This is a genomic window from Rhodococcus sp. F64268, assembly GCF_023015605.1.
GTDB lineage: Bacteria > Actinomycetota > Actinomycetes > Mycobacteriales > Mycobacteriaceae > Rhodococcus.
In genome coordinates this window covers 21751-42851 of the sequence record NZ_JALKAI010000012.1, presented here as the reverse complement: position 1 = coordinate 42851, position 21101 = coordinate 21751, and the positions used below count along the sequence as shown (strand labels likewise).

Sequence of the window (21101 nt, the reverse complement as noted above, 5' to 3'; positions counted from 1 at the left end):
ATCTCATACGTGTCATGTCTCGTCCGACAGGATCTCGACGTACCCGTCCGTTCCGTTCACCCGGATTCGTTGCCCGTCTCGGATCACCCGGGTGGCATCCGGCACCGCGACGACGGCAGGCAGACCGTACTCCCTCGCGATCACCGCACCGTGGGTCATCAGTCCGCCCACCTCAGTGACCAGACCCGCGATCGTGACGAACAGCGGCGTCCAGCTCGGATCGGTGTAGGCGGTCACCAGGATGTCGCCCGTGTCCAGGTCGGCCTGCCCGATGTCGGCGACCACGCGGGCGCGGCCTTCGACAATCCCCGTGGATACTGCCAGGCCGGGTAGCGCACCGGCGGGAAGATCCTCGCGGCGATACATGCCGGTGACGATCTCGCCGTCCGAGGTGAGTACGCGCGGCGGTGTGAGCGCTTGGAACGAGCAGAACTCCTCTTCCCGTTCACGGAGGAGTTCCGCGGAGACATGCTGCGTGCGCACGACCTCGCGGAGTTCGTCGAACCGCAGGTAGAAGATGTCGTCTGCTCGTCGAAGCACTCCGGCCCGGACGAGGCGTTCGGCTTCGCCGAGGAGTGCCTGTTTGTAGACGAAGTAGCGGGAGACCATTCCGTACTTCGGATATTCGCGATACCCCGCGAAGGTGCGGACGCGGTCGATCATCTCTTTGACCTCGCCCGCCTTGCGGGCCCCGTCCGGCAGAGCGCGAAGCCGCTCGAGTACCTCGTCTTCCTTTTGCTGCGCCGCGCGCAGGCCGTCATCGAAGCGTCGGCGGGCGGCGCCCGGTTCGAAGTTCGCGATGTTGCTGAGGAGGGTCGGGACGAGCGCGGTGGGGTGTTCGCGCCATCGAGGCCTGGTGATGTCGATCTCGCCGACGCAGCGCATCCCGTACTTGTCGAGGTACGAGGCGATGGCGTCGCGGGCTTCTCCTCCGCCGGGCACCGTAGCCAGTGCGTCGAGGAAGTGCGCATCGTCGATCCCGGTGTCCTCGACGCGGTGGAGGAATGCGACGACCTCGGGATGAGGTCTGATCACGTCGGCGACGTCGAGCAGCTCGAGGCCCATTTCGGAGGTGATGTTGCGGGGAATGGATTGTGTCAGGGCGTCGATGGCGTTCCCCTCCCCCAACCACTCATCGAGGTGGTCGCGGAGCCGGGTTGCGCCGTCCAAGGATGCCATGATCGCCTGATAGCTCTTCGGCGCGAACAGAATTCGGCGCAGTTCCTGGATGTCTGCTTCGATGAAGTCGAGGAGTGCAAGCCCTGTTCGGGTCCGGATCTCGCGGGCCAACTCTGCGGTGGAGGCCTCGCTGTCTGCGATCAGTTCGGTGACGAGTGCATCGTCGGTCGCGATCGGGGCGGGTGGGGTACCGGCAGCCGGTGTTCCGTCGGAGTGTGCATCCGGTCGGGTCCGGACGAAGCCGCGTTCGACGATGGTACGGAGTGCGTCGCCGACGAGTGGTTCGGAGCTGCCGAGCGCCGCCACGAGGCCTGCGCTCGCCGTGGGCGATGCCAGTCGTTCGGTGACGTCGACGAACAGCCGGCCTCCCGCGTCGCGCATGGGTGCTGTGCTCGTCATCTGCCATACGGACAACCCCAGCGGTTTCATGGCGTCGGTCATCATCTGCTGGTGGCCGACCGACACGTACACGCGGTTGGCGTCGTCGGCGGCTTCGGGGATCGGGAACAGGGTGGTGATGGGCCGGCTCTGGACGATCCGGAACTCGCCGTCGGCGAGACACCATTCGATGTCTTGGGGGCCTCCGAAGTGGGTTTCGATGTCGCGGCCGAGTTGTGCGAGGCACACTGCCTGCGCGTCGGTCAGCACCGGCAGGGTCTGCTGCTCCGGTTCGAGGGTGCGGGTTCTCGTTCCGCCTGCCGGATCGGCCTCGACCGCGACCTCCTTTCTCGCCACAGTCCTGTTCGTGACGTCTCCGTCGCGCACTGTGTAGACGTCGGCGTTCACGAGTCCGGAGACCAAGGCCTCACCGAATCCGAATCCGGCGTCGATGGAGACGACGGTGCGATCGGAGGTGACGGGGTCGGCGGTGAACAGGATCCCGGAGTCCTGCGGGAAGACCATGCGCTGCACGATGACAGCCATGTGGATCGCGCGGTGATCGAAACCGTTCCGTAGCCGGTAGGTGACGGAGCGGTCGGTGAACAACGACGCCCAGCACCGGCTGACGCTCCGGAGGATCTCCTGCGCTCCGATGACGTTGAGGTAGGTGTCCTGCTGACCGGCGAACGAGGCATTCGGCAGGTCCTCAGCGGTCGCGCTCGAACGCACGGCGTACGCGCCGCGTTCGCCGAGGGCAGCGTGCGCGCCGACGATCGCCGTCGCTACCTCGTCGGGGATCGTGCACTCTTCGATCGCGCGGCGGATCTCGGCGCTCGAGGTGCTGATCTGCTCGCGGTCGCTCTCGTCCAGCCCCGCGAGCCGGTCGATCAGCGCCTCTACCCGGGGTGCTCCAGCGACGGCCCGACGGAAAGCCTCCGTCGTCACACAGAAGCCCTCCGGCACCTGTGTGCCGGCGATACGCGACAGTTCGCCGAGGTTCGCGCCTTTACCTCCGACCCGTGCGACATCTGTGCGGTCGATCTCGTCGAAGTCCAGAACGTAACCCATTGGCTGCTCCTCACCTGTGGTGCCGGTATGTGAGTGGCGAGTATGGACCAGTTTTCGGGGTCTCATGAGCGGCACTGATCGTGTATAACGTGAAAGGGGGATGGGGAAGTCTCAGGCAGTCGGTCCGATCCGAACAGTGCTCGTCAGTTGGTGCTCGATCCGACGGTGGGCGTCCGGGTCATCGTGCTCGAAGTCGGTCGACGATGACGCTGCGGGCAGCTCGGCCCTCCGGTGTCGGGGTGAGCGGATAGACGTGCAGAAGCCCGTCGCCGGGGTGATAGTCGACGTCGATGCCTGCGGTCGACGCCTTCTCGACCAACAGGCGGGTGTCGGGGTAGATGATGTCGCGGGTGCCGATGAACACGGTGAGCGGTCCGAGTCCGCGCAGGTCGGCGGCGAGTGGGCTGACCCAGGGATGAGCGAGATCGAGGTCGCGGCGCCAATGGTCGATGAAAACGCGGGTGCCCTCGCGGGCGAGCCACGGATCGGTGGGTTGGACGACGTCGATCCCGGGGTTGGACAAAGACAGGTCGAGCGCCGCCGAGATCAGCACCGTACGCGGCAGCGTCAGCGCGTGCTCATCGCGCAGGGCGATCGCGGCCGAGAGTGCGATCTGCCCGCCCGCAGAATCACCGGCCAGGCACACCGGGCCGTACCGGTCCTGGTTGGCCCGGACGAGTTCGGCGATCGCCGGGACCACCTGCCCGGCGGTTCCGAACGGCACCAGCGGGTAGATCGGCACGGTGACGGTCGTCTGCGCCTCCGCTGCGATCTGCGCCGCGAGATGCCAATGCTGCGAGACGATTTCGTTGACCCATCCCCCGCCGTGGACGTACACGGTATTGCCGTGAGGCTCTCCCACTGCGGGGACGAGCGTGTAGATCGGCCACTGTCCGCTCCGGTCGATCGTCACAGTCACGTCGCGCCGCAATCGGGCCGGCGGCCCGTAGGGCCGCGGACGGAGCGACACTTCCTTCAGATGCTTGCGTGCGGTGGCCGGATCGAGGTAATTGCGGTTTCGTCGCATCGCTTTGATGACCGTGGGCAGGAGACGACTCGGTACGCTCGGCAATGCGTCCTCCAGTGTTCGACGGTGGAACCCGGCCCGGCCCCACGCCGGTCGCCGACACGGACTGTGGGTGATGCGTGCCCGAGGGTGCCGTCCGCCTACCCTGTCACAGTGAACGAAACTGGTCGACCCCACGCCGGAGCGGTCGAGGACCCGCTGGTTCGGGACGACCGGCTGCGGTTGTTCTCCTTCGCGACCGCCGAGAAGCGCACCCACTACCTGTGGGTTCTGCGGGCATTCGACCACGCGCGCGGCAACTACACGGTGCTTCTGCACGCCGGCGACGTCGAGACCGTTCTGACCCGCATCGTCGCGGACGGCACCGGCGACGTCCCCGACGCGTCGGACATTCCGGCGCTGCTCGAGCAGCTCCACAACTGGGGTGTGCTCGAACGTAGCTACGACGGCACTCGCGCTGCCACCCTCGCCGAATACCGCAACCGTCATTACGTCTACCAGTTCGGGCAGGCCGGCTACCGGGCGTTCCGCGCGGTCGAGGATGTGCTCTCGGCGCGCGGGGAGGACGTGTCGTTGTCACGGTTGGCGCTGGCGGATCTGCTCGCCGACCTCACCGAACTCGCCGTCGCGAACGCCGCCGGTGACGGTGAACTCGTCTATCGCAAGCTGAGCCGACTCGATGCGACGCTGTCGGACATGGCCGAGCGCGCCGCCCGGTTCTATCTGGTGCTCGGCGATCTGGTGCGTACCACCGAGATCACCCCTGAGCTCTTCCTGGACCAGAAGGACGCGCTGCTCACGCACATGCGCGAGTTCAGTTCCGATCTGGCCCGCTACGCCCCGAAGCTCACCGCCGCCCTCGACCGGGTGCACGCCACCGGCGCCGAGACCTTGCCGACGCTCGCGGCACGTCACGACGAGCGGGTGCTGCTCACGTTGGAGGACCGCGAGGCCGACTGGCGGTTGCGCTGGCGTGGGGTCGAGCATTGGTTCGTCGGTGTGGGGTCCTCGCCGAGCGAAGCGGAGCGGCTGCGCGGCGCGACGAGCAATGCGATCTCGGCGGTGTTGTCGCTGCTGCGGCGTCTGACCGAGCAACGGCGTGGCGGTGTCAGCCGCGAATCGCAGTTACGACACCTGGCGGGATGGTTTGCGAACGCGCCCACCGAGGAGGCCGCGCACGCCCTGTTCGGGGCCGTGTTCGACCTGGGACGGCCCCGGCATTTCTCGGTACCACATCCCGACGCGGACATCGTTCCGGTCACCCGGTCGTGGTGGGAGGCGCCGCCGGTGGAGATCGCGCGCACTCTTGCCGAGACGGGACGTCGGCCTGCCGCGGGTGCGCCCGGCCGGATCCAGCGCAATGACGCTGGGGTGCGCAGATTGCGGGAGAAGCAACTCGAGACGCAGCGGCGCCGCGCGCAGGCCGCGAAGTCGCTGGCGGTCGGTGGGGTGCGGGAGCGGGAGCTTTCGGAGCCGGAAACCGAGGTGTTGTTGGGTTTGCTGGATGCGGCGTTGTCGGCGCGGGTGCCGGTCAGTGGCCGGGTGCGGCCGGATGAGGGGACGTCGGGGACTCAGAATGGGGTGAAGCTCACGTTGCGGCCGAGTGAGGAGTCGATGGTGGTGCGCACCGCGCGGGGCAGTCTGTATCTGGATCATCTGTCGGTGGAGGTGCAGTGAAGGCGCGGTCGATTGCGTCGGTCGATCTCGATTCGTATCAGCGTGCGGCGCGGCTGATCCTGACGCACCATCTGGTGACGACGACGTTCCCGGATCGGTCGGCGTTGTCGTCGCTGCGCCGGTGGGCGACGGAGTTGCGTGAGGATCTGCTTGCGACGTTCGGGTATCGGCTCGAGGTCACCGAGACCACGGCGCGGTTGTTCACGGTCGCCGATCGGCTCGATCCGGGTTCGGGGACGACTACGGCGACGGATCGGCCGTTCGATCGTCGTCGGTATGCGTATCTGGCGTTGGCGATCGCGGCGTTGGGGCGTGGTGGTGGTCAGATCACGTTGTCGGAGTTGGCCGATCATGTGGCGTCGGATGCGGGCCGGGTGGACGGCGTCGATCTCGATACCGGGCGTGCGGCCGACCGGGATGCGTTCGTCGATGCGGTGGCGTGGTTGACGGTGCGGGGTGCGTTGGCGCTCGCCGATGGTGATGCGGGTGGCTGGGCGAGTGATCCGGGGCGCGGGGAGGCGCTCTACGACATCGATCGTGCCGTGGTTGCCGCGATGTTCCGGCCGCCGCGGGCGTTGCAGCATCTGACGTCGGTGCGGGCGTTGCTCGGATCGTCCGTGCCGCACGGTGATTCCGGTGAGGTGCGGCGGCGGGTGCGGCGCGCGCTGGTGCAGAAGCCGGTGGTCTACGCCGAGGAGTTGTCCGACGACGAGGCGTTGCAGTTGGCGTTGCCGCGTACCACCGACGAGGTGGAGTTGTTGACGGGTCTGGTGTGTGAGCGGCGGGCCGAGGGGGTGGCGTTGGTCGATACGTCGGGCCGGTTGTCGGATGTGCGGTTTCCGAACACGGGGACGGTCGCGCAGGTCGCGTTACTTCTTGCCGGGGAGATCTGTGATCGGGTGTTGGATCCGGATGCTGCGGCGCCGGAGTTGATGCCGCTGCCTGCCGATGTTCACGATGCTCTGGTGGCGGCGATCGACGGCGCGATTCCGCGGTCGGGGTTGTTCACACCGTTGGTGTCCGCGACGCCGGGCGAGTTCGTCGATCGCCCCGGGGGTGTGTCCGAGCGTGCGGTTGCGATGCATCCGCTGATCGAGGATTCGTGGATTACGGGCACGATCGGGCGGCTCGTCCACACGTACGGGCGGACGTTTGCTGCGCAGTGGCAGGCGGATCCGGTGGGGCTCGCGCGGGCGGCGACGGAGCGGCTCGAGCAGATGCGGCTGGTGGTGCGGACGGCCGGTGGGGTGCTGGCGTTGCCGGCGCTGGCGCGGTTCCGTGGGGTGACGGTCAGTGTGCGCAAGCGTGATCCGGAGATCGATCTGTTTCCTGATTCGTCGCCGCCCGGTGATCTGCCCAGCAGTTCGGCTTCCACTGTTTCCGATTCGATCGACACGGAGATCTCATGAGCAGCGCCCGTTTCCGCCCGGCGCGTGCCGGCATCATCAACCTGTGGGACTACCGCGACCAGGAGTTCTCGTTCGCGGAGGGACGTCTGGTGCTGCGCGGCCCGAACGGCTCAGGGAAGACCAAGGCCCTCGAGGTGCTGTTTCCGTTCGTGCTGGACGGGCGCATCGAGCCTCGCCGGTTGAACCCGTTTGCCGGTGAGGAACGCACGATGCGCTCGAATCTGCTGTACCAGGGGCAGGAGAGCGCGCATTCGTATGTGTGGATGGAGTTCAGCCGCGGGCAGCGTGACGATCCGGAGGCGGTCACGGTCGGGATCGGGATGCGCGCGACGAAGGGCAACGACAAGGTCACGCGCTGGCATTTCGTGGTGGACGGACGGGTCGGTGTCGATTTCTCGCTGTTGGATGACGAGGATCGGCCGCTGACCAAGAAGCAGCTGATCGACCAGGTCGGTGCCGATGCGATCACCGAGCGGCCGATCGAGTACCGGGCGGCGATCGATGCCCGGATGTTCGGGCTCGGGGCGCAGCGCTACGACCAGCTGGTCAATCTGATCCTGACGTTGCGGCGTCCGCAGCTGGCGAAGAATCTGGATCCGAAGGGACTGTCGCAGGCGCTGACCGATGGGTTGCGGCCGCTCGACGACGAGCTGGTCGTCGAGGCTGCCCGCTCGTTCTCCGATATGGAGGAGGTGGCCCGCACGCTGGAGTCGCTCGCCGCCGCCGATGATGCGGCGCAGCGGTTCGTCGGTGTCTATTCGAGGTATGTGCGGCAGCAGGCGCGGGTCGCGGTGGAGCAGGTGTCGGGGCGGCTCGAGGCCGTCGACGCCGCGGTGCTCGCGTTGCGGCAGGCCGCCACCACCCAGCAGGAGGCCACTGCCGCGCGCACCGAGTCGGGGGAACTACTCACGGGGGCCGAGCGGGAGCTCGAGCAGGCTCGGACGACGCTCGAGGCGTTGCAGCGGTCGAGCGCGTACGAGGGTAAGCAGCAACTCGACGATCTCGCGTCGGTGGTGGCCAATCTCGAGCGCACCACGGCCGCGCAGACGGAGAACGCTGCGCGGGCGCAGACCTCGATGGCCGACCGGCTCGATGAGCTCACTCGTGCCGAGGAAATGTTGACGGCCGCGACCGCGGCGCGGCGCCGTGCCGAGGATGCGATGCAGGACGCGGCCGGGGATGCGTCGATCACGTGGCCGGGTGTGGAGCACCTCGACCGGACGGATCGGCTGGTCGCGGCGATCGAGGCGAACGCCGAGGAACGCGACGGTGATGTGCGGGCGGTGCGCAGCGCGTTGTCGAGGGTCGAGGGTGCGGCGGCGGCGCGCACGCGGGCCGAGGCGGCGGCGACGCGCAGTCGCGGTCAGCGCGACACCGCGTTGGCTGCGGTGGAGGCCGCGGAGACCGTCGTGGAACTGGCCCGCGGCGACGCGGCGAGCGAATTGCGTCGTTGGTGGGCCGAGCACATGGGCGATTTCGGGACCGTGGGGTTGTCGGCTGGGGTGTTCGAGGCGCTCGATGCGGCGTTCGGGGTGGTCGGTGAGGACGACGCGATCGCGCCGGCCGCGGTGCTGGCCGAGCACATCGGTCCCGTCGTCGAGGAGATCCGGTTCCGGCGGCGCGCCATGGGTTCGGAGATCGACGCGCTCGGGGTGCGGATCGGTGAGCTCGAGCAGGAACGTGCCGCGGTGGCGGCGGAGCGGGACGACGCTCCCCCACCGTTCCCGGCTCGGTGCGGGTCGCGGGACGGCTGGGACGGCGCCCCGTTGTGGCAGCTCGTGCGGTTCCGGGACGAGGTGTCCGCGGACGAGGCTGGGGGTGTCGAGGCGGCGTTGCAGGCGGCGAATCTGCTCGACGGATGGCTCGTCGGCGGCGAGGGCGCGGTGCCGGATCTGGAGTCGGAGCAGGTGCTGGTGGCGTTGCCGCCCGAGCAGCGACCGGCCGGTCGAACCCTGGCGGATGTTCTGGTGCCCGAATCGGATACATCGGTGCCCGAGGCGCGGGTCGCGGAGGTGCTGGCGTCGATCGCGTTGACGGCCGACCTGGATTCCGGTCTGGGGGTAGCGGTGGATACGCGCGGGGGCTATCGGCAGGGTGTGCAGCTCGGCCGGCATGTGAAGGACCATGCGGAGTTCATCGGGGCGACAGCACGGGCGCGACGACGACAGCGCCGGATCGCCGAACTCGACGCGAGCATCACCGAGGTCCGCGCCGAGGCGCAGTCCCTGCGTGAGGAGGAGCAGGCGCTCGGGGGGAGGCTCGACGCCCTCGACCGTGCGGTGAAGGCACTTCCCCGCACGGGTGCGGTGCTTGCGGCGCTGCGGAAGGTCACCGAGTGTGCGGGTGCGTTGCGTACCGCGCAGGAATCGGCGGCGGCGGCCGATCGGGATCTCGATCAGGCGATCGCTGATGCGGCGGTCAAGGAACAGCAGTTGCGTGCGGAGTCGGCGCGGCATCGCACCCCGCTGACCGCCGTCGAACTGGATAGTCTCGATGCCGCGATCCGGCATTTCCGGACGCAAGGTCAGTCGCTGCTGCGTGCGTTGCGGGAGCAGGCGAATGCCGCCGAACGTGTGCGGGAGGCGCAGTCGCGGCACGACGAGGCCCGGGTCGCGGCGGACGACGCCACCGAACGTTCCGTCGAGGCCGCGGAATCGCTGGCACATCAGCAGCAGCGGCTGGAGACTTTGCGGGAGTCGATCGGGGCGAGCGCCGAGCGCATCGATGCGGAACTCGCGGATGCCCGTGGGCGAATCGAGTCGGCGAAGGCAGCCGAGCGCGCGTCCCGGAACGCGTTCCAGTCGGCACTCGAGCAGATCGGCAAGGCCGAGGCGGCACATACGGCGGCGGAGCAGACGTTGCGGTCGGCGCTGGTGGAATGTCAGATCGATGCCCGCAGGTTGGCGCCGTTCGCGCACCGCGACCTGTTGGCGTTGCTCGACGTGCACAGCGAGCGGGTATGGCCGGCGAGTGAAGCGGCGTGGCTCGATGTCGATCAGCTGGTCTACCGGATCCGGCATTCCTCGGAAGTGGACGGTGCTGCCGTCGAGACGATGCCCGTCGAGGTGATGGCATTGTTCCGCTCGTTGGAGGCGGCGACGGAGTCGGTGTCGACCGGGGAATCGGCGCGCAAGTCGACCGGATCGGCATTGACGTCGGCGTTGCAGGATTTCGATGCCGAGCTCGCGCGGGGACGCGACTATCGGCTGTCGTGGGATGCGCCCGACGGGGTGACCGTGGTGCAGGTGCAGGACGAGCAGGGCTACAGCTCGGTCGGTCGGTTCGCGGCGCGTATTGCGCAGGCCAGGCAGGAGCAGGAGGCGTTGCTCACCGATTCGGAGCGGCGCATCCTCGAGGACGCGCTGTTGACCGGGTTGTCGCAGCAGATCCACGAACGCACCGTCGACGCTCGCGATCTGATCGGGCGGATGGGCAGTGAGATGCGGCAGCGGCACATGTCGTCGGGCACCACGATCGGGGTGCATTGGGTGCTTGCCGACCATCTCGATGAACAGGCGCGGGCGGTGTGCAAGTTGCTGGACCGGGATGCGTCGGTGTTGTCGCCGGAGGACCTGGCGGGGATCCGGGCGCATTTCGCGTCGCGGATCCGCGCCGAACGCGCGGCGCATCCGGAGCGGTCGTACCCGGAGATCCTCGCGTCGACGCTGGATTATCGGCGGTGGCGGGTGTTCTCGTTCAGCCTCATCGGTGCCGATGGGAGCGAGGACCGGTTGACGCCGGCGCGTCATTCGGCGTTGTCCGGTGGTGAGCAGTCGGTGTCGCTGCATCTGCCGTTGTTCGCGGCGGCGCACGTGATGCTCGATTCGGCCGATCCGCACGCCCCCAGGTTGTTGGCGTTGGACGAGGCGTTCGCCGGTGTCGATGACACCGGTCGCAGCGAATTGTTGGGCCTGTGTGTGCAGTTCGATCTGGATTTGTTCATGACCGGTTTCGATCTGTGGATCACCTACGCGGGGGTGCCGGGATGCGCGCACTACGATCTGTCGCATTCGGTGGCCGAGCACACGGTCGCGGCGACGCTGCTGGTGTGGTCCGGTGGTGAGTTGCTGGCCGAGCACGACGGGTCGGATCTGGCGTCGGCGTTGGGGTCGCCGGGGACGCGGCGGGTGAGGCAGCCGGTGGAGGGGTCGTTGGAATTCGCCTGATCGGCGCGGAACTCGAGGAGGATCTGTGGGCTGGTCCGGTAGCAACGAACTGCGTGCGGTGCTCGACAGAGCTCGCCGGCATGTGCTGGGTAATGGACTTCAGGTGACCGGGAAGATCACCGTTCCGGTCACCGAGGAGACTCCTGATCTGTACCGACTGGCACTCGCGATGCGCAGGGTCAAGGTAGACAGCACCTCGACGACGGTGCCCATCTACGTGCAATCCCTCGACATGTGGTTGCAAAGTCCTCTCAACGGCGGTCGCTCACTGCTCGAAGTGCTGGACGCGGAGTCACCGCTCATCGATCGCCCCGCAGAGAGGTCCGCCGAGAAGGCGGCCGTCGGCCGGGCATGGGAGCAGATCCACACGATTCTGGCTGCACCCGAGCATCAGCAGTGGCTCGAACTCATCACCGCCGCACGGGTTACGACGACCGACCTGACATCGGGGAGAATGCGCGACGTCGCCCGCGTCCTCGCCGAATTGCCCGCCCAGGGCGCCTCACCGGTCGAGCTCGCCGAGCACGCGCTCGGCGACACCAAGGCTCTGACCGACACGCCTCTACGCCGACGGGTGCTGCGACTTCTCGCAGCGGCACGTGGCATCGATCCGCCCTCGACCGGTGCCGAGCGCGCCGCACTGTGGGAGCAGTTCGGAGTGCTCGACAGCGGCCTGGTGAGCCGCGTCCTGACCCTCGGTGTACGACTCGAAGGACACCCGGCTGCGGTCGCGATCTCCGGGGCCGCAGCGGACGCGGGGATCCATCAGGTGTGGACGCTCGGCCAGCTGCGCACATGGGCGGCAACCTTGGCGGCGGGTGAGGTGTACGTGTGTGAGAATCCCACCGTCGTCCAGGCCGCCGAACGTGAACTGGGAGCACAGTGCAGACCGTTGGTGTGCACTGAGGGACAGCCGTCCGAAGCAGTCCGCAAGTTGATGAGCACAGCTCGCGGAACCGTGCACTGGCGCGGCGATTTCGACTGGACCGGGCTGCGCACCACCGGTCGCGCCTGTGCCGAGTTCGACGCAACGCCGTGGCTGATGGATGCAGCCACGTATCGTGAGGCGCTCCGCCGTGGAGACTCCGAGACGTTGAAGGCCGCCGATACGCGTGCCGAGTCCCCGTGGGACCCCGAGCTCGCGGAGGCAGTGGAGACGTCCGGGCGGGCGGTCATGGAAGAGCGGTTGATCCCGGAGTTGGTGGAGTGTCTCCGGCGATAGTGGTCGGGGACGAACTGCCTCGTGGACTTTCTGTCTGTCGTCAGATGCGGCGCATCACCGACACGACCTTGCCGAGGACGACCGCGTCGTCGCCGTCGATCTCGGTGTAGGCGGGATTGCGTGGTTCGAGGACGACGTGGCCGTTGCGGCGCCGGAACACCTTGACGGTGGCTTCGCCGTCGATCATCGCGGCGACGATCTCGCCGGAGTGCACTTCGTCCTGGCGACGCACCACGACGACGTCGCCATCGCAGATCGCGGCGTCGGTCATCGACTCACCGCGCACCCTCAGTGCGAACACGGTGCCGGAGCCCACCAGCTCGCGAGGAAGCGTCAGCGTCTCATCGTGGTATTCCTCGGCGAGGATCGGTGCACCGGCCGCGATGTCGCCCACCACCGGTACCGCCACATTGTTGTCGTTCGACCGCCCACGGTCGGTGCCTGCGAGGAACGGGCGCACATCCGTTTGCCGGGTCATGGAAGTGCCGCGGCGGAGAAAACCCTGGTCCTCGAGACTCTTGAGGTGCTTGGATACCGACGATGTCGACCGTAGTCGTACCGCGTCCGCGATCTGGCGGGTGCTGGGGGCGCATCCGTGGGTCGCCACCCAATCTCGGATCGTTGCCAGAATCTGCTGCTGCCGGAGGGGTAGTGCTGAGGCGTCGAGGCCGCCGAACATGTCGAGGTCGTCGTAATCGGTCACCGAAGAATCGTAGGTGGCGGCAGCTGCGCGCGCCTCAGGGCGGTGTGGTGGGGTGATGGTGAGCGAGTCTCGACGGGATTGTCCCGTGCCTTGTGGCCTCGGGCACGGGCAGACTTGGATCATGCAACCGTCGTTCTTCGATGCACTCGCTCAGTTGACCGTCTCGGCTCCCCTGCGCATCGATCGCGCCAGAGGTTCAGCACACCCGCGGTTTCCGAGAGCGATCTATCCGGTGGACTACGGATTTCTGGAAGGCACCTCCGCAGCCGACGGCGAGGGAGTGGACGTGTTCCGCGGCAGCAATACCGGCGGTGGCATATGCGCGGCGGCACTCACAGTCGACGCCGCCAAGCGCGACGTGGAAATCAAGGTATTGTTCGAGTGCACCGCGACGGAGGTGGACGATGTTGCCGCGTTTCTGTCCGACACACTCGGTCTGGGGACCATGATCGTGCGCCCATGAGACTTCCGATCATTCGGTCATCATGACATCGAGCATGCAACGGCGCGGCTTGGCGTTGATCGATAGGCTCATCGCCGACAACGCTGTACACCCCACCGCCACCTGGGACAACGATATCGATGCTGCGGCATCGTGCGCCCCCGGTCATCGTCAGATCACCGCAGCAACCCTGAAGCCGACAGCCCCGTTCGAAGTGCGTCGTACTCGATGTCGTCGAGAGCCAGAAGTGGGGATCTCACGGCCCTGTTCTGCAGAACGCCGAGCAACTGGAGCGCGCCCTTGACCGTCGTCGCGCCGTAATTGGGAACGCCCATCACCGCCTGCAACGCCGGTTGCAGACGGGCATTGATCTGCCGCGCCGCCTCGACATCGCCCGAGAAGAACGCTGTGATCATCGCGCGGATCTCATCGCCCGCCACATGGCCGAGAACAGAAACAACCCCGCACGCCCCGTACGCGAGAAATCCCAGCGTCAGACTGTCATCCCCCGAGTAGACCGCATAGCCCAACTCACGCAACATAATTGCCTGTGTGGGGTCTCCGGCTGCATCCTTCACTGCGACCACGGACGGCCACTGTGCCATCGTCTCGAATGTCGAGGGCGCCAGTTTGGTGCCCGCCCGACCCGGGATGTCATAGATCATGACGGGCGCATCGACCGCCTCCACGACAGTGTGGAAGTGGTGCAGTACGCCACCTTGACTCGGCTTGTTGTAGTACGGCGTGACCAGCAACAGCCCGTCGGCGCCGTACTCGACGGCCTGGCGCGCCAATTCCAGCGTGTGCCGGGTGTCGTTGGTGCCCACCCCGGCAACGACCTTGACGCGGTCGCCCACCGCCTCCTTGACCACACGCAATATCCGACCGTCCTCGGCGGTGGTGGTCGTGGCCGCCTCACCGGTGGTCCCCGAGACCACGATCCCGTCGTGTCCGTGGTCGACCAGATGCCGTGCGATCCGAGCAGTCGCCTCCTCGTCGACGTCGCCGTCCGCGGTGAAGGCGGTGGCCATCGCGGTCAGGACGCGTCCGAACGGCGCTTCAGGTGCAGACGAGAGTGTCATTGCCTCAGTATGCACGCCGGACCGGTGACTGCCCGACAGCCGCCGCCATCGCGCAACACGCACCTTGTATCCAAGATGTATCCTTGCGCACGAACGAACGCGATCGATCCTCTCCGAAACGCCGGAAGGACGAAACGAAAGGCAGCGTCGATGCCGTCGCAGAGGTACACGCAGGCCAAACTGATCACCGCACAGTTGTTCTCCGGGGCCGGCATCGCCTCCGGATACGCCGTCGGTGGCCTACTGGCCGAACAGATCACGGGACGCACCGCGATGGCCGGCTTCGCCCAGATGAGCGTGATCCTCGGCGCTGGGCTCGTCGCCTACCCCTTGGCCGCGTTGGCGGCACGGACCGGACGTCGCCGAGCGCTCACCTTGGGATTCGCGGTGGGCACGCTGGGGGCCGCCGTAGTGCTGGTGGCCGTGGCCGTGCAATTCCTCCCGCTGTTCATGCTGGGGATGATGATGTGCGGATCATCCACGGCCGCAGGTCTACAGGCCCGCTACGCTGCGGTCGACGCTGCAGGCCCGGCCGCGACGGGGCGAGCCATGTCACTGGTGGTATGGGCGACGACGATCGGGTCCGTGCTGGGCCCCAACTTCACCGGCCCGGGCGCACACCTCGGCGAAGCATTCGGGATGCACCCACTTGCCGGCCCCTACCTGATCTCGATGGCTGCCTTCGCGCTGGCCGCTGTGGCGGCGTCGACCCTTGCGGGCGGGAAGCAAGGCGAGACAGTCGAGGGCACGGCCGACGGCGGTGCGGCACCTGAAGTAAGAGCCCCGGGCACTCCGGCGCCGCTGCGTCTCGGAGCCGCACTGCGTTTCGTGGTAGCGCGCCCGGTTCCACTGTTCGCGATTGTCACCATCGTCACCGGACAGATGATGATGACGAACGTCATGGTGATGACTCCGGTGCACATGCACCATCAAGAGTTCGATCTCGGTGCCATCGGTCTCGTGGTGAGCATCCATATCGCCGGGATGTACGCGTTCTCGCCGGTCTTCGGCTGGATGTCCGATCGCTGGGGGCCTGGCACTGTGATTGCTTCAGGTGTCGTCGTCTTCATTGCGACGATCGTGCTCGGCGTCGTCGACGCATCGGCCTCCGCCTCCTCGATGACCCTGCTGACCATCGCCCTGCTTCTCCTCGGTGTGGGCTGGTCGATGTTCCTCATCGGCGGCTCGGCGCTGCTGACAGCCTCGGTGCCGCAGCACGCGAAAGTCACACTGCAAGGCGCATCGGACTCGGCGATGAACCTGGGCGGGGCGCTGATGGCAGCAACGGCAGGCACGGTGTTGGCGATGGGCGGCTTCCTCTGGATCAATCTGATGGCCACCGGGGTTCTGCTCATCACACTGGTCTTCTCCGTGAAGGCGGTGCCGTTGATGAAGTGGCCCGGCAGGGCGGTACCGGCTGCTGACGCAGAACTCGGTATCGAACGACTGACGACACCGTGAAACGGAAACCGGGAGCAACAACAGCGCCGGTGCATACCAGTGGTATCCGTATCGTACTCGAGTCGAGAGCGAGGAGATCCCAGTGACCGCCGACCAACACGACGGCATCAGCGCCGCCGAGCGCGCCTACCAGGTGATCCGCGACCACATTCTCGACGGCACCCACTCCCCCGGGACGATGCTCGGCGAAGCGTCGCTCGCGGCAGCCCTGGGAGTCAGTCGCACACCCGTGCGGGTCGCGTTGGCTCGTCTTCAGGACGAAGGATGGATCACCATCTATCCCAAGCGAGGCGCCCTCGTCCAAGGGCTCAGCGAGCGCACCGTCGCGGAACTCGCCGATGCCCGCTTCGTGATCGAGACGACGGCGGTGGACAGGGCCCCGGACGAGCTTCGTCGACGCCTCGCCGAGCGTCTCGAAGAGTCCATCGAGGAACAACGCAAAGCATTTGCGAACAGCGATGTTCGTCGATTCATCGACCTCACGCTCGGATTCCACAAGGGGTTCGTCGAAGCCGGCGGCAACACCGTGCTGATCGAACTCTACGAACGTCTCTCCGACCGGCATCGTTTCTTGCTTTTCGCCACCGGAGACCACCTGCTTGCCCGGTGCGCCGAGATCATCGCCGAGCACCAAACCCTCACCGAGCATCTCCGCACAGGTGACACAGCGGCGTTCGCCGAAGTTCTACGCGACCACATCGCCGAGAATGCACCTCCCTCCTCGGTGCGCCGGGGGCTGAGCGAGTTCACTCCTTCGATCCGGAAGTGAAGAACAAGCCCCTGTTCGACGTTGCCGGACCCGGCAACACCTTCCGCTATAAGGCGTGGCAGTCACTGGAAGAGATTGCGGGGAAAACCGCGGCCGAGCTACGCCCTTCCGACCGAGCATGCGACGAGGGAGGAGTTCAGCGACAGGTGAACCGTCGGCTCGCAGCTCGTGCGAACTGACTAGGCTCGACCGCGTGAGCGTGCGTGCAGGAATCATCGTGACCGGAACCGAAGTACTCACCAACCGGATCACCGACCAGAACGGGCCATGGCTGTCCCGACAGCTCCTGACACTCGGAGTCGACGTCGCCCACATCATGATCTGTGGCGACCGGCCCGCCGACCTGATCGCACAACTACGCTTTCTCACCGATCAGGGCGTCGATCTCATCGTCACCAGCGGTGGGCTCGGACCCACCGCGGACGACCTCACCGTCGCTACCATCGCCGAGTTCTGCCATCGTGAACTACTCCTCGACCCGGAACTCGAAGAACACATCGCGGGCATCATTCGCCGCTACCGCCCGCGCACCCCGGACCTCGACGCAGGGCCGACACGTACCGGGATCCGCAAACAGGCACAGATCCCCACCGGGGCCACCGCGCTACCACCGACCGGTACAGCACCGGGCGTGGTCATCCCCCCGGTAGCCGGTGACCGGCCGATCCCGACGATTGTCATCCTTCCCGGACCACCCGGGGAACTACAGCAGATGTGGCGCAGCGCGATCGCCTCACCCGCGGTCGCCGACGTGCTGACCCGAGCCGAGGATCTGCAGCAGGAAACCGTGCGCGCCTACGGATTGCACGAGGCGCAGCTCGCCGAGACACTGCGCCGGGCCGAAGCAGAAAACGCCGGCCTCGATCGGCTCGAAATCACTACCTGCCTCCGACACGGTGAACTCGACATGGTGACCCGGTTCGACTCCCGCGACGTGGACATCTACCGCCATCTCCTCCAGATTCTCACCGAACACCATGGGCATCAGATCTTCTCGACCGATGGTTCGACCATCGACGATCAGCTGGTCGACGCCCTGGACGGCCGGTCGATCGCGACCGCGGAATCGTGTACCGGCGGGCTCGTCGCCGCGCGCCTGACCGACCGCCCCGGGTCGTCGGCGTATGTCACCGGCGGCGTCGTCTCGTACTCCAACGCCGCGAAGTCCGATCTGATCGATGTACCGTCCGAGTTGATCGCCTCGCACGGCGCGGTGAGCGAACAGGTCGCCGCGGCGATGGCCGAGGGCGCCCGACACCGCCTCCAGGTCGATGTCGCCGTCTCGACCACGGGAATCGCGGGCCCCGGCGGTGGCACCGAATCCAAACCGGTGGGGACCGTCTGCTTCGGTGTCGCGGTCGAGGGACGACCGACGTATACCGTCACCCGTCACTTTCCCGGGGACCGCGAACGAGTCCGGGACCTCACCACCACGGCCGCACTGCATCTGGTTGTCGCACAGCTCCGACGAAAGTGAACCCGCACGCAATGACCTGTGAAGTGCGAACCGCCGGGCTGACACGCGGGTCCGCGTTCCCGCCCGAAATCGACCCGACGATGGGATGATGCGCGGGTCGGTCGAGCAGACGAAAGGAGTTCACGCGGGTGCCCTCAATCACGGTGAAGTCCGCCCGCGCGCAACTGAGGGATCTGGTTCGGAAGGTCAACAAGGACACGGTCGCGGTCGAGATCGACGGCAAACGGGACACGGCGGTGTTGATCTCCAAGGCGCGATACCTCGCCCTTCAGGAGGCCTCATTCCTACTGCGTTCCCCTGAGTTGATGGCCAGTCTGCGACGAGAGATGGAGCGGTCGGTTCAGGAGCAGATGGTCGCCCCTCCGGCAGCGGAGGACGAACCTGCCGGAGAGACCTCCCCCTCGCCGTCTCCCAAGAGCACCAAGAGCACCAAGAGCAGAAACAAACGGAAGAAGCGCAGGAAGCGCCGACGGGCTCGATAGATCCGCGGTGGAGTCGGTCGACGTCAGTGTTGCGGCACCAGCACCGTGCCTGCTCCGCGCACTGCCTCGACTTCGACCGGCAGCGCGCGGAGCGGTTCGCCGTCGGCGTAGACCGTGATACCGGGGCTCTCGAGCCGTACCCGTCGTGCGCGGCGCACCATCACCTCGGGCAGGTCGACGTGTGTGCCCCGGTACACGGTCGGGAAGAGGCGCAGAAGGCGAGTGCGGTTCGCCGAGGTCGCCACCACCACGTCGAGGAGGCCGTCATCGAGCAACGCGCCCGGTGCGATTCGCATTCCACCGCCGTAGGTGGAGGCGTTACCGACGGCCACCAACGTTGCGTCGAGTTCGACGGCCGGTTCGTCATCGAAAGTGATCCGGTACGGGAGCAACCGCAGATTCGCCAGTTCGACAATGGTGGCCGCGTTGTAGCGCAGTCGCCCGCGCGGCCATTTCATTCGGTTGGCACGGTCGGTGACGAGAGCGTCGAAACCTCCGGCGAGTACGGTGCCGAACCACTGGTCCGGTCCTTCGTCCGCGGAGACCCGGCCGAGATCGATGGTCCGCCGGTGGCCGGTCGCCGCGACGTCCGCCGCTGCGCCCGCTTCGTCGGGGATGCCGAGGACACGGGCCAGATCGTTCCCGGTTCCGGCGGGCACGATCCCGACGGGGGTGCCGGTGGTGGCGGTGGCCTGCCACGCTTGCCAGACGATGCCGTCGCCCCCGACCGCGACGACCGCGTCGATACCGTCTTCGACTGCGTGTCTGGTGAGGGCGATCGACTCATCGACCGAATCGGCAGCGATGTGCGCGATGCGTAGTCCGTGCGCGCGCAATCGTGCACTGGCCTCCGCGAGGACGCGAAAGGCGTCGTCGCCGGCGGTCGGGTTGCTCAGCACGACAACCGAGCCGGTGGTCACGGGATCAGCTTTCCCGGATTGAGGATGTGGTGCGGGTCGAGCGCGTTCTTGATCGCTCGGAGCACCTCCACACCACAGTCGCCTACCTCATCTGTCATCCACGGCAGGTGGTCGCGGCCGACCGCGTGATGGTGGGTGATGGTTCCTCCGGCAGCAACGATCTCCGCGGTCGCCGCTTTCTTCGCCACGGCCCATTGCCGGACCGGGTCATCGGCCTGTGCGCACACGATGGTGAAATACAGCGATGCGCCCGCCGGATACGTGTGCGAGATATGGCACATCACCAGCGGCGGAGTGCCGCCCTTACGGAGTGCGCCGGTGAGGGCCTCGGTGACCGCGGTGCGTAGTCGCGACAGATTCGACCAGGTCGTTGCCGTTTCGAGTGTCTCAGCGAGGGCGCCGGCCTCGAGCAGCGCGTCACGCAGGTGTGGTGCGCCGAATCGGCCCTGCTCCCACTGCCGGGCCGGCTCCGCTCCGAGATCGACGCCGCCCCCGGCACCGAGGATTGCTTGCACGGCTGCCGCGCGGTCGCGCACGTAGCGCTCGTCGCCCTCGATGGTGGTCACGGCGAGGCATCCGCCCGGGCTCTCACGTCCGATGTCTTTGTGCAAGGCCAGGTTGAGGCCTGTTTCGACTTCGTCCGAGAGACGTAACACGGTCGGCGGCAGTCCACTCTGGACGAGTGTTCGAAGGGCGTCGGCGCCGGTCACGAAGTCCGGGAACTTCCAGGCCCGATGCTCGATCACCGCGGGGATGGGATGAATACGTACGCCGACCTCCGTGATGATCCCCAATGTTCCTTCGGATCCGAGAAAGAGTTGCCGCAGGTCGGGGCCCGCTGCGGAGGCAGGCGGGTGGCCGACGCGGATGGTGCCCCGGGGCGTGGCTACCGTCATGTGTTCGACCATGTCATCGAACCGCCCGTAGCCGGCAGAGGCCTGGCCGGAGGACCGGGTTGCTGCGAATCCACCGATGGTCGCGTGGCGGAAACTCTGCGGATAGTGGCCGAGCGAGAATCCGTGCGTGCCGAGTAGTTCTTCCGCCTGGGGCCCGGTGACACCCGCGTGCATTGTGGCGACACGGGAGACCGGGTCGAGATCGGTGAGGGCGTTCAATCGACGCAGATCCACCGCGATGACCGCGGACAAGCGGCCGGTATCCGGATCGACTCCCCCGACCACACTGGTGCCGCCGCCGAACGGAACAACCGCGATCGACTGTGCTGCACAATATTTCAGAATGCTCAGGACTTCCTCGTGGTCGGCGGGCAGGACCACTGCGTCGGGTGCTGCTTGCGGATCGGTTCCTTGCCGACGCAACAGGTCCAGCGTGCTTTTTCCGCCTGCATGCCGCAGGCGTGTGGCGTCGTCGTCGAGGACATGCTCGGCGCCGAGAAGACGAACGAGGCCGGATCGATGCTCCGAGGCAAGTCGGGTCGGGGTGAGCCGGACGTCGGATTCGGCGAGCGAGTTCCGTCGGGGGTGTACTCCGAGCGCTTGTTCGAGCAGGGTGCGCACCTCGACGCCCAATTCAGTTCGGTGTTCGGCAGTACCCCATGCGTTCCACTCCATCTCCGGAGCGAACTGAGCGGGTCGATGGGGCCTGAAACCTTCAGTCATGCGTTACAGTTTTACAC

General features: G+C 66.9%; 15 protein-coding genes. 9 read left to right on the top strand and 6 right to left on the bottom strand.

Features of this window, described 5'->3' with window-relative positions:
- Window positions 1-12: 12 nt before the first annotated feature.
- Window positions 13-2628, bottom strand: a complete 2616-nt coding sequence (rph, locus tag MWU77_RS21800) for a rifamycin-inactivating phosphotransferase (RefSeq protein WP_247274755.1) — start codon at window positions 2626-2628, stop codon at window positions 13-15.
- Between the two features lie 178 nt (window positions 2629-2806).
- Window positions 2807-3700, bottom strand: coding sequence for an alpha/beta hydrolase fold domain-containing protein (locus MWU77_RS21795; protein ID WP_247274754.1), 894 nt, complete (start codon window positions 3698-3700; stop codon window positions 2807-2809).
- A gap of 171 nt (window positions 3701-3871) precedes the next feature.
- Between MWU77_RS21795 and MWU77_RS21790 the strand changes: the two genes are divergently transcribed.
- Genes MWU77_RS21790 through MWU77_RS21775 form a run of 4 tightly spaced genes read left to right on the top strand, consistent with a single transcriptional unit; the run spans window position 3872 to window position 12129 of the window.
- Window positions 3872-5332: a TIGR02677 family protein gene (locus MWU77_RS21790; RefSeq protein WP_308198848.1), complete on the top strand. Its 1461-nt coding sequence runs from the start codon at window positions 3872-3874 to the stop codon at window positions 5330-5332.
- Window positions 5329-6741 carry a TIGR02678 family protein gene (locus MWU77_RS21785; RefSeq protein ID WP_247274752.1) on the top strand — a complete coding sequence of 471 codons (1413 nt, stop codon included), beginning with the start codon at window positions 5329-5331 and terminating at the stop codon, window positions 6739-6741. The genes MWU77_RS21790 and MWU77_RS21785 overlap by 4 nt, the downstream gene beginning before the upstream one ends.
- A complete protein-coding gene (locus MWU77_RS21780; RefSeq protein WP_247274751.1) occupies window positions 6738-10907 on the top strand; it encodes a TIGR02680 family protein in 4170 nt (1389 codons plus the stop codon). The genes MWU77_RS21785 and MWU77_RS21780 overlap by 4 nt, the downstream gene beginning before the upstream one ends.
- Before the next feature lie 25 nt (window positions 10908-10932).
- Window positions 10933-12129 carry a DUF2399 domain-containing protein gene (locus MWU77_RS21775; RefSeq protein WP_247274750.1) on the top strand — a complete coding sequence of 399 codons (1197 nt, stop codon included), beginning with the start codon at window positions 10933-10935 and terminating at the stop codon, window positions 12127-12129.
- A 40-nt stretch (window positions 12130-12169) separates the two neighbouring features.
- On the opposite strand, the gene lexA is transcribed toward MWU77_RS21775, so the two are convergent.
- Entirely contained in the window at window positions 12170-12832 is a 663-nt protein-coding gene (gene lexA / locus MWU77_RS21770; protein ID WP_247274749.1) for a transcriptional repressor LexA, read from the bottom strand.
- 121 nt (window positions 12833-12953) lie between these two features.
- Between lexA and MWU77_RS21765 the strand changes: the two genes are divergently transcribed.
- On the top strand, window positions 12954-13295 hold the full coding sequence (locus MWU77_RS21765) for an inorganic pyrophosphatase (RefSeq protein WP_247274748.1): 342 nt from the start codon (window positions 12954-12956) through the stop codon (window positions 13293-13295).
- A gap of 155 nt (window positions 13296-13450) precedes the next feature.
- On the opposite strand, the gene dapA is transcribed toward MWU77_RS21765, so the two are convergent.
- A complete protein-coding gene (gene dapA, locus MWU77_RS21760; protein WP_247274747.1) occupies window positions 13451-14356 on the bottom strand; it encodes a 4-hydroxy-tetrahydrodipicolinate synthase in 906 nt (301 codons plus the stop codon).
- A 150-nt stretch (window positions 14357-14506) separates the two neighbouring features.
- On the opposite strand from dapA, the gene MWU77_RS21755 reads away from it, so the two are divergent.
- The 4 genes from MWU77_RS21755 (at window position 14507) to MWU77_RS21740 (ending at window position 18545) form a co-directional block, all read left to right on the top strand.
- Complete coding sequence (locus MWU77_RS21755) at window positions 14507-15817, top strand: MFS transporter (protein WP_247274746.1); 1311 nt, start codon at window positions 14507-14509, stop codon at window positions 15815-15817.
- 82 nt (window positions 15818-15899) lie between these two features.
- Window positions 15900-16586: a GntR family transcriptional regulator gene (locus MWU77_RS21750; RefSeq protein ID WP_247274745.1), complete on the top strand. Its 687-nt coding sequence runs from the start codon at window positions 15900-15902 to the stop codon at window positions 16584-16586.
- A gap of 193 nt (window positions 16587-16779) precedes the next feature.
- On the top strand, window positions 16780-18063 hold the full coding sequence (locus tag MWU77_RS21745; RefSeq protein ID WP_247274744.1) for a competence/damage-inducible protein A: 1284 nt from the start codon (window positions 16780-16782) through the stop codon (window positions 18061-18063).
- A gap of 128 nt (window positions 18064-18191) precedes the next feature.
- The gene (locus tag MWU77_RS21740; RefSeq protein WP_247274743.1) at window positions 18192-18545 is read left to right on the top strand and encodes a type II toxin-antitoxin system Phd/YefM family antitoxin; all 354 of its coding nucleotides are present in this window, start codon (window positions 18192-18194) and stop codon (window positions 18543-18545) included.
- A gap of 23 nt (window positions 18546-18568) precedes the next feature.
- Here MWU77_RS21740 and MWU77_RS21735 read toward each other — a convergent pair whose 3' ends face one another.
- Both MWU77_RS21735 and MWU77_RS21730 read right to left on the bottom strand, forming a co-directional pair.
- Window positions 18569-19465: a diacylglycerol kinase gene (locus MWU77_RS21735; RefSeq protein ID WP_169690275.1), complete on the bottom strand. Its 897-nt coding sequence runs from the start codon at window positions 19463-19465 to the stop codon at window positions 18569-18571.
- Window positions 19462-21084: an FAD-binding oxidoreductase gene (locus tag MWU77_RS21730; protein ID WP_247274742.1), complete on the bottom strand. Its 1623-nt coding sequence runs from the start codon at window positions 21082-21084 to the stop codon at window positions 19462-19464. Before MWU77_RS21730 ends, MWU77_RS21735 begins: the two co-directional genes overlap by 4 nt.
- Window positions 21085-21101: the final 17 nt, after the last annotated feature.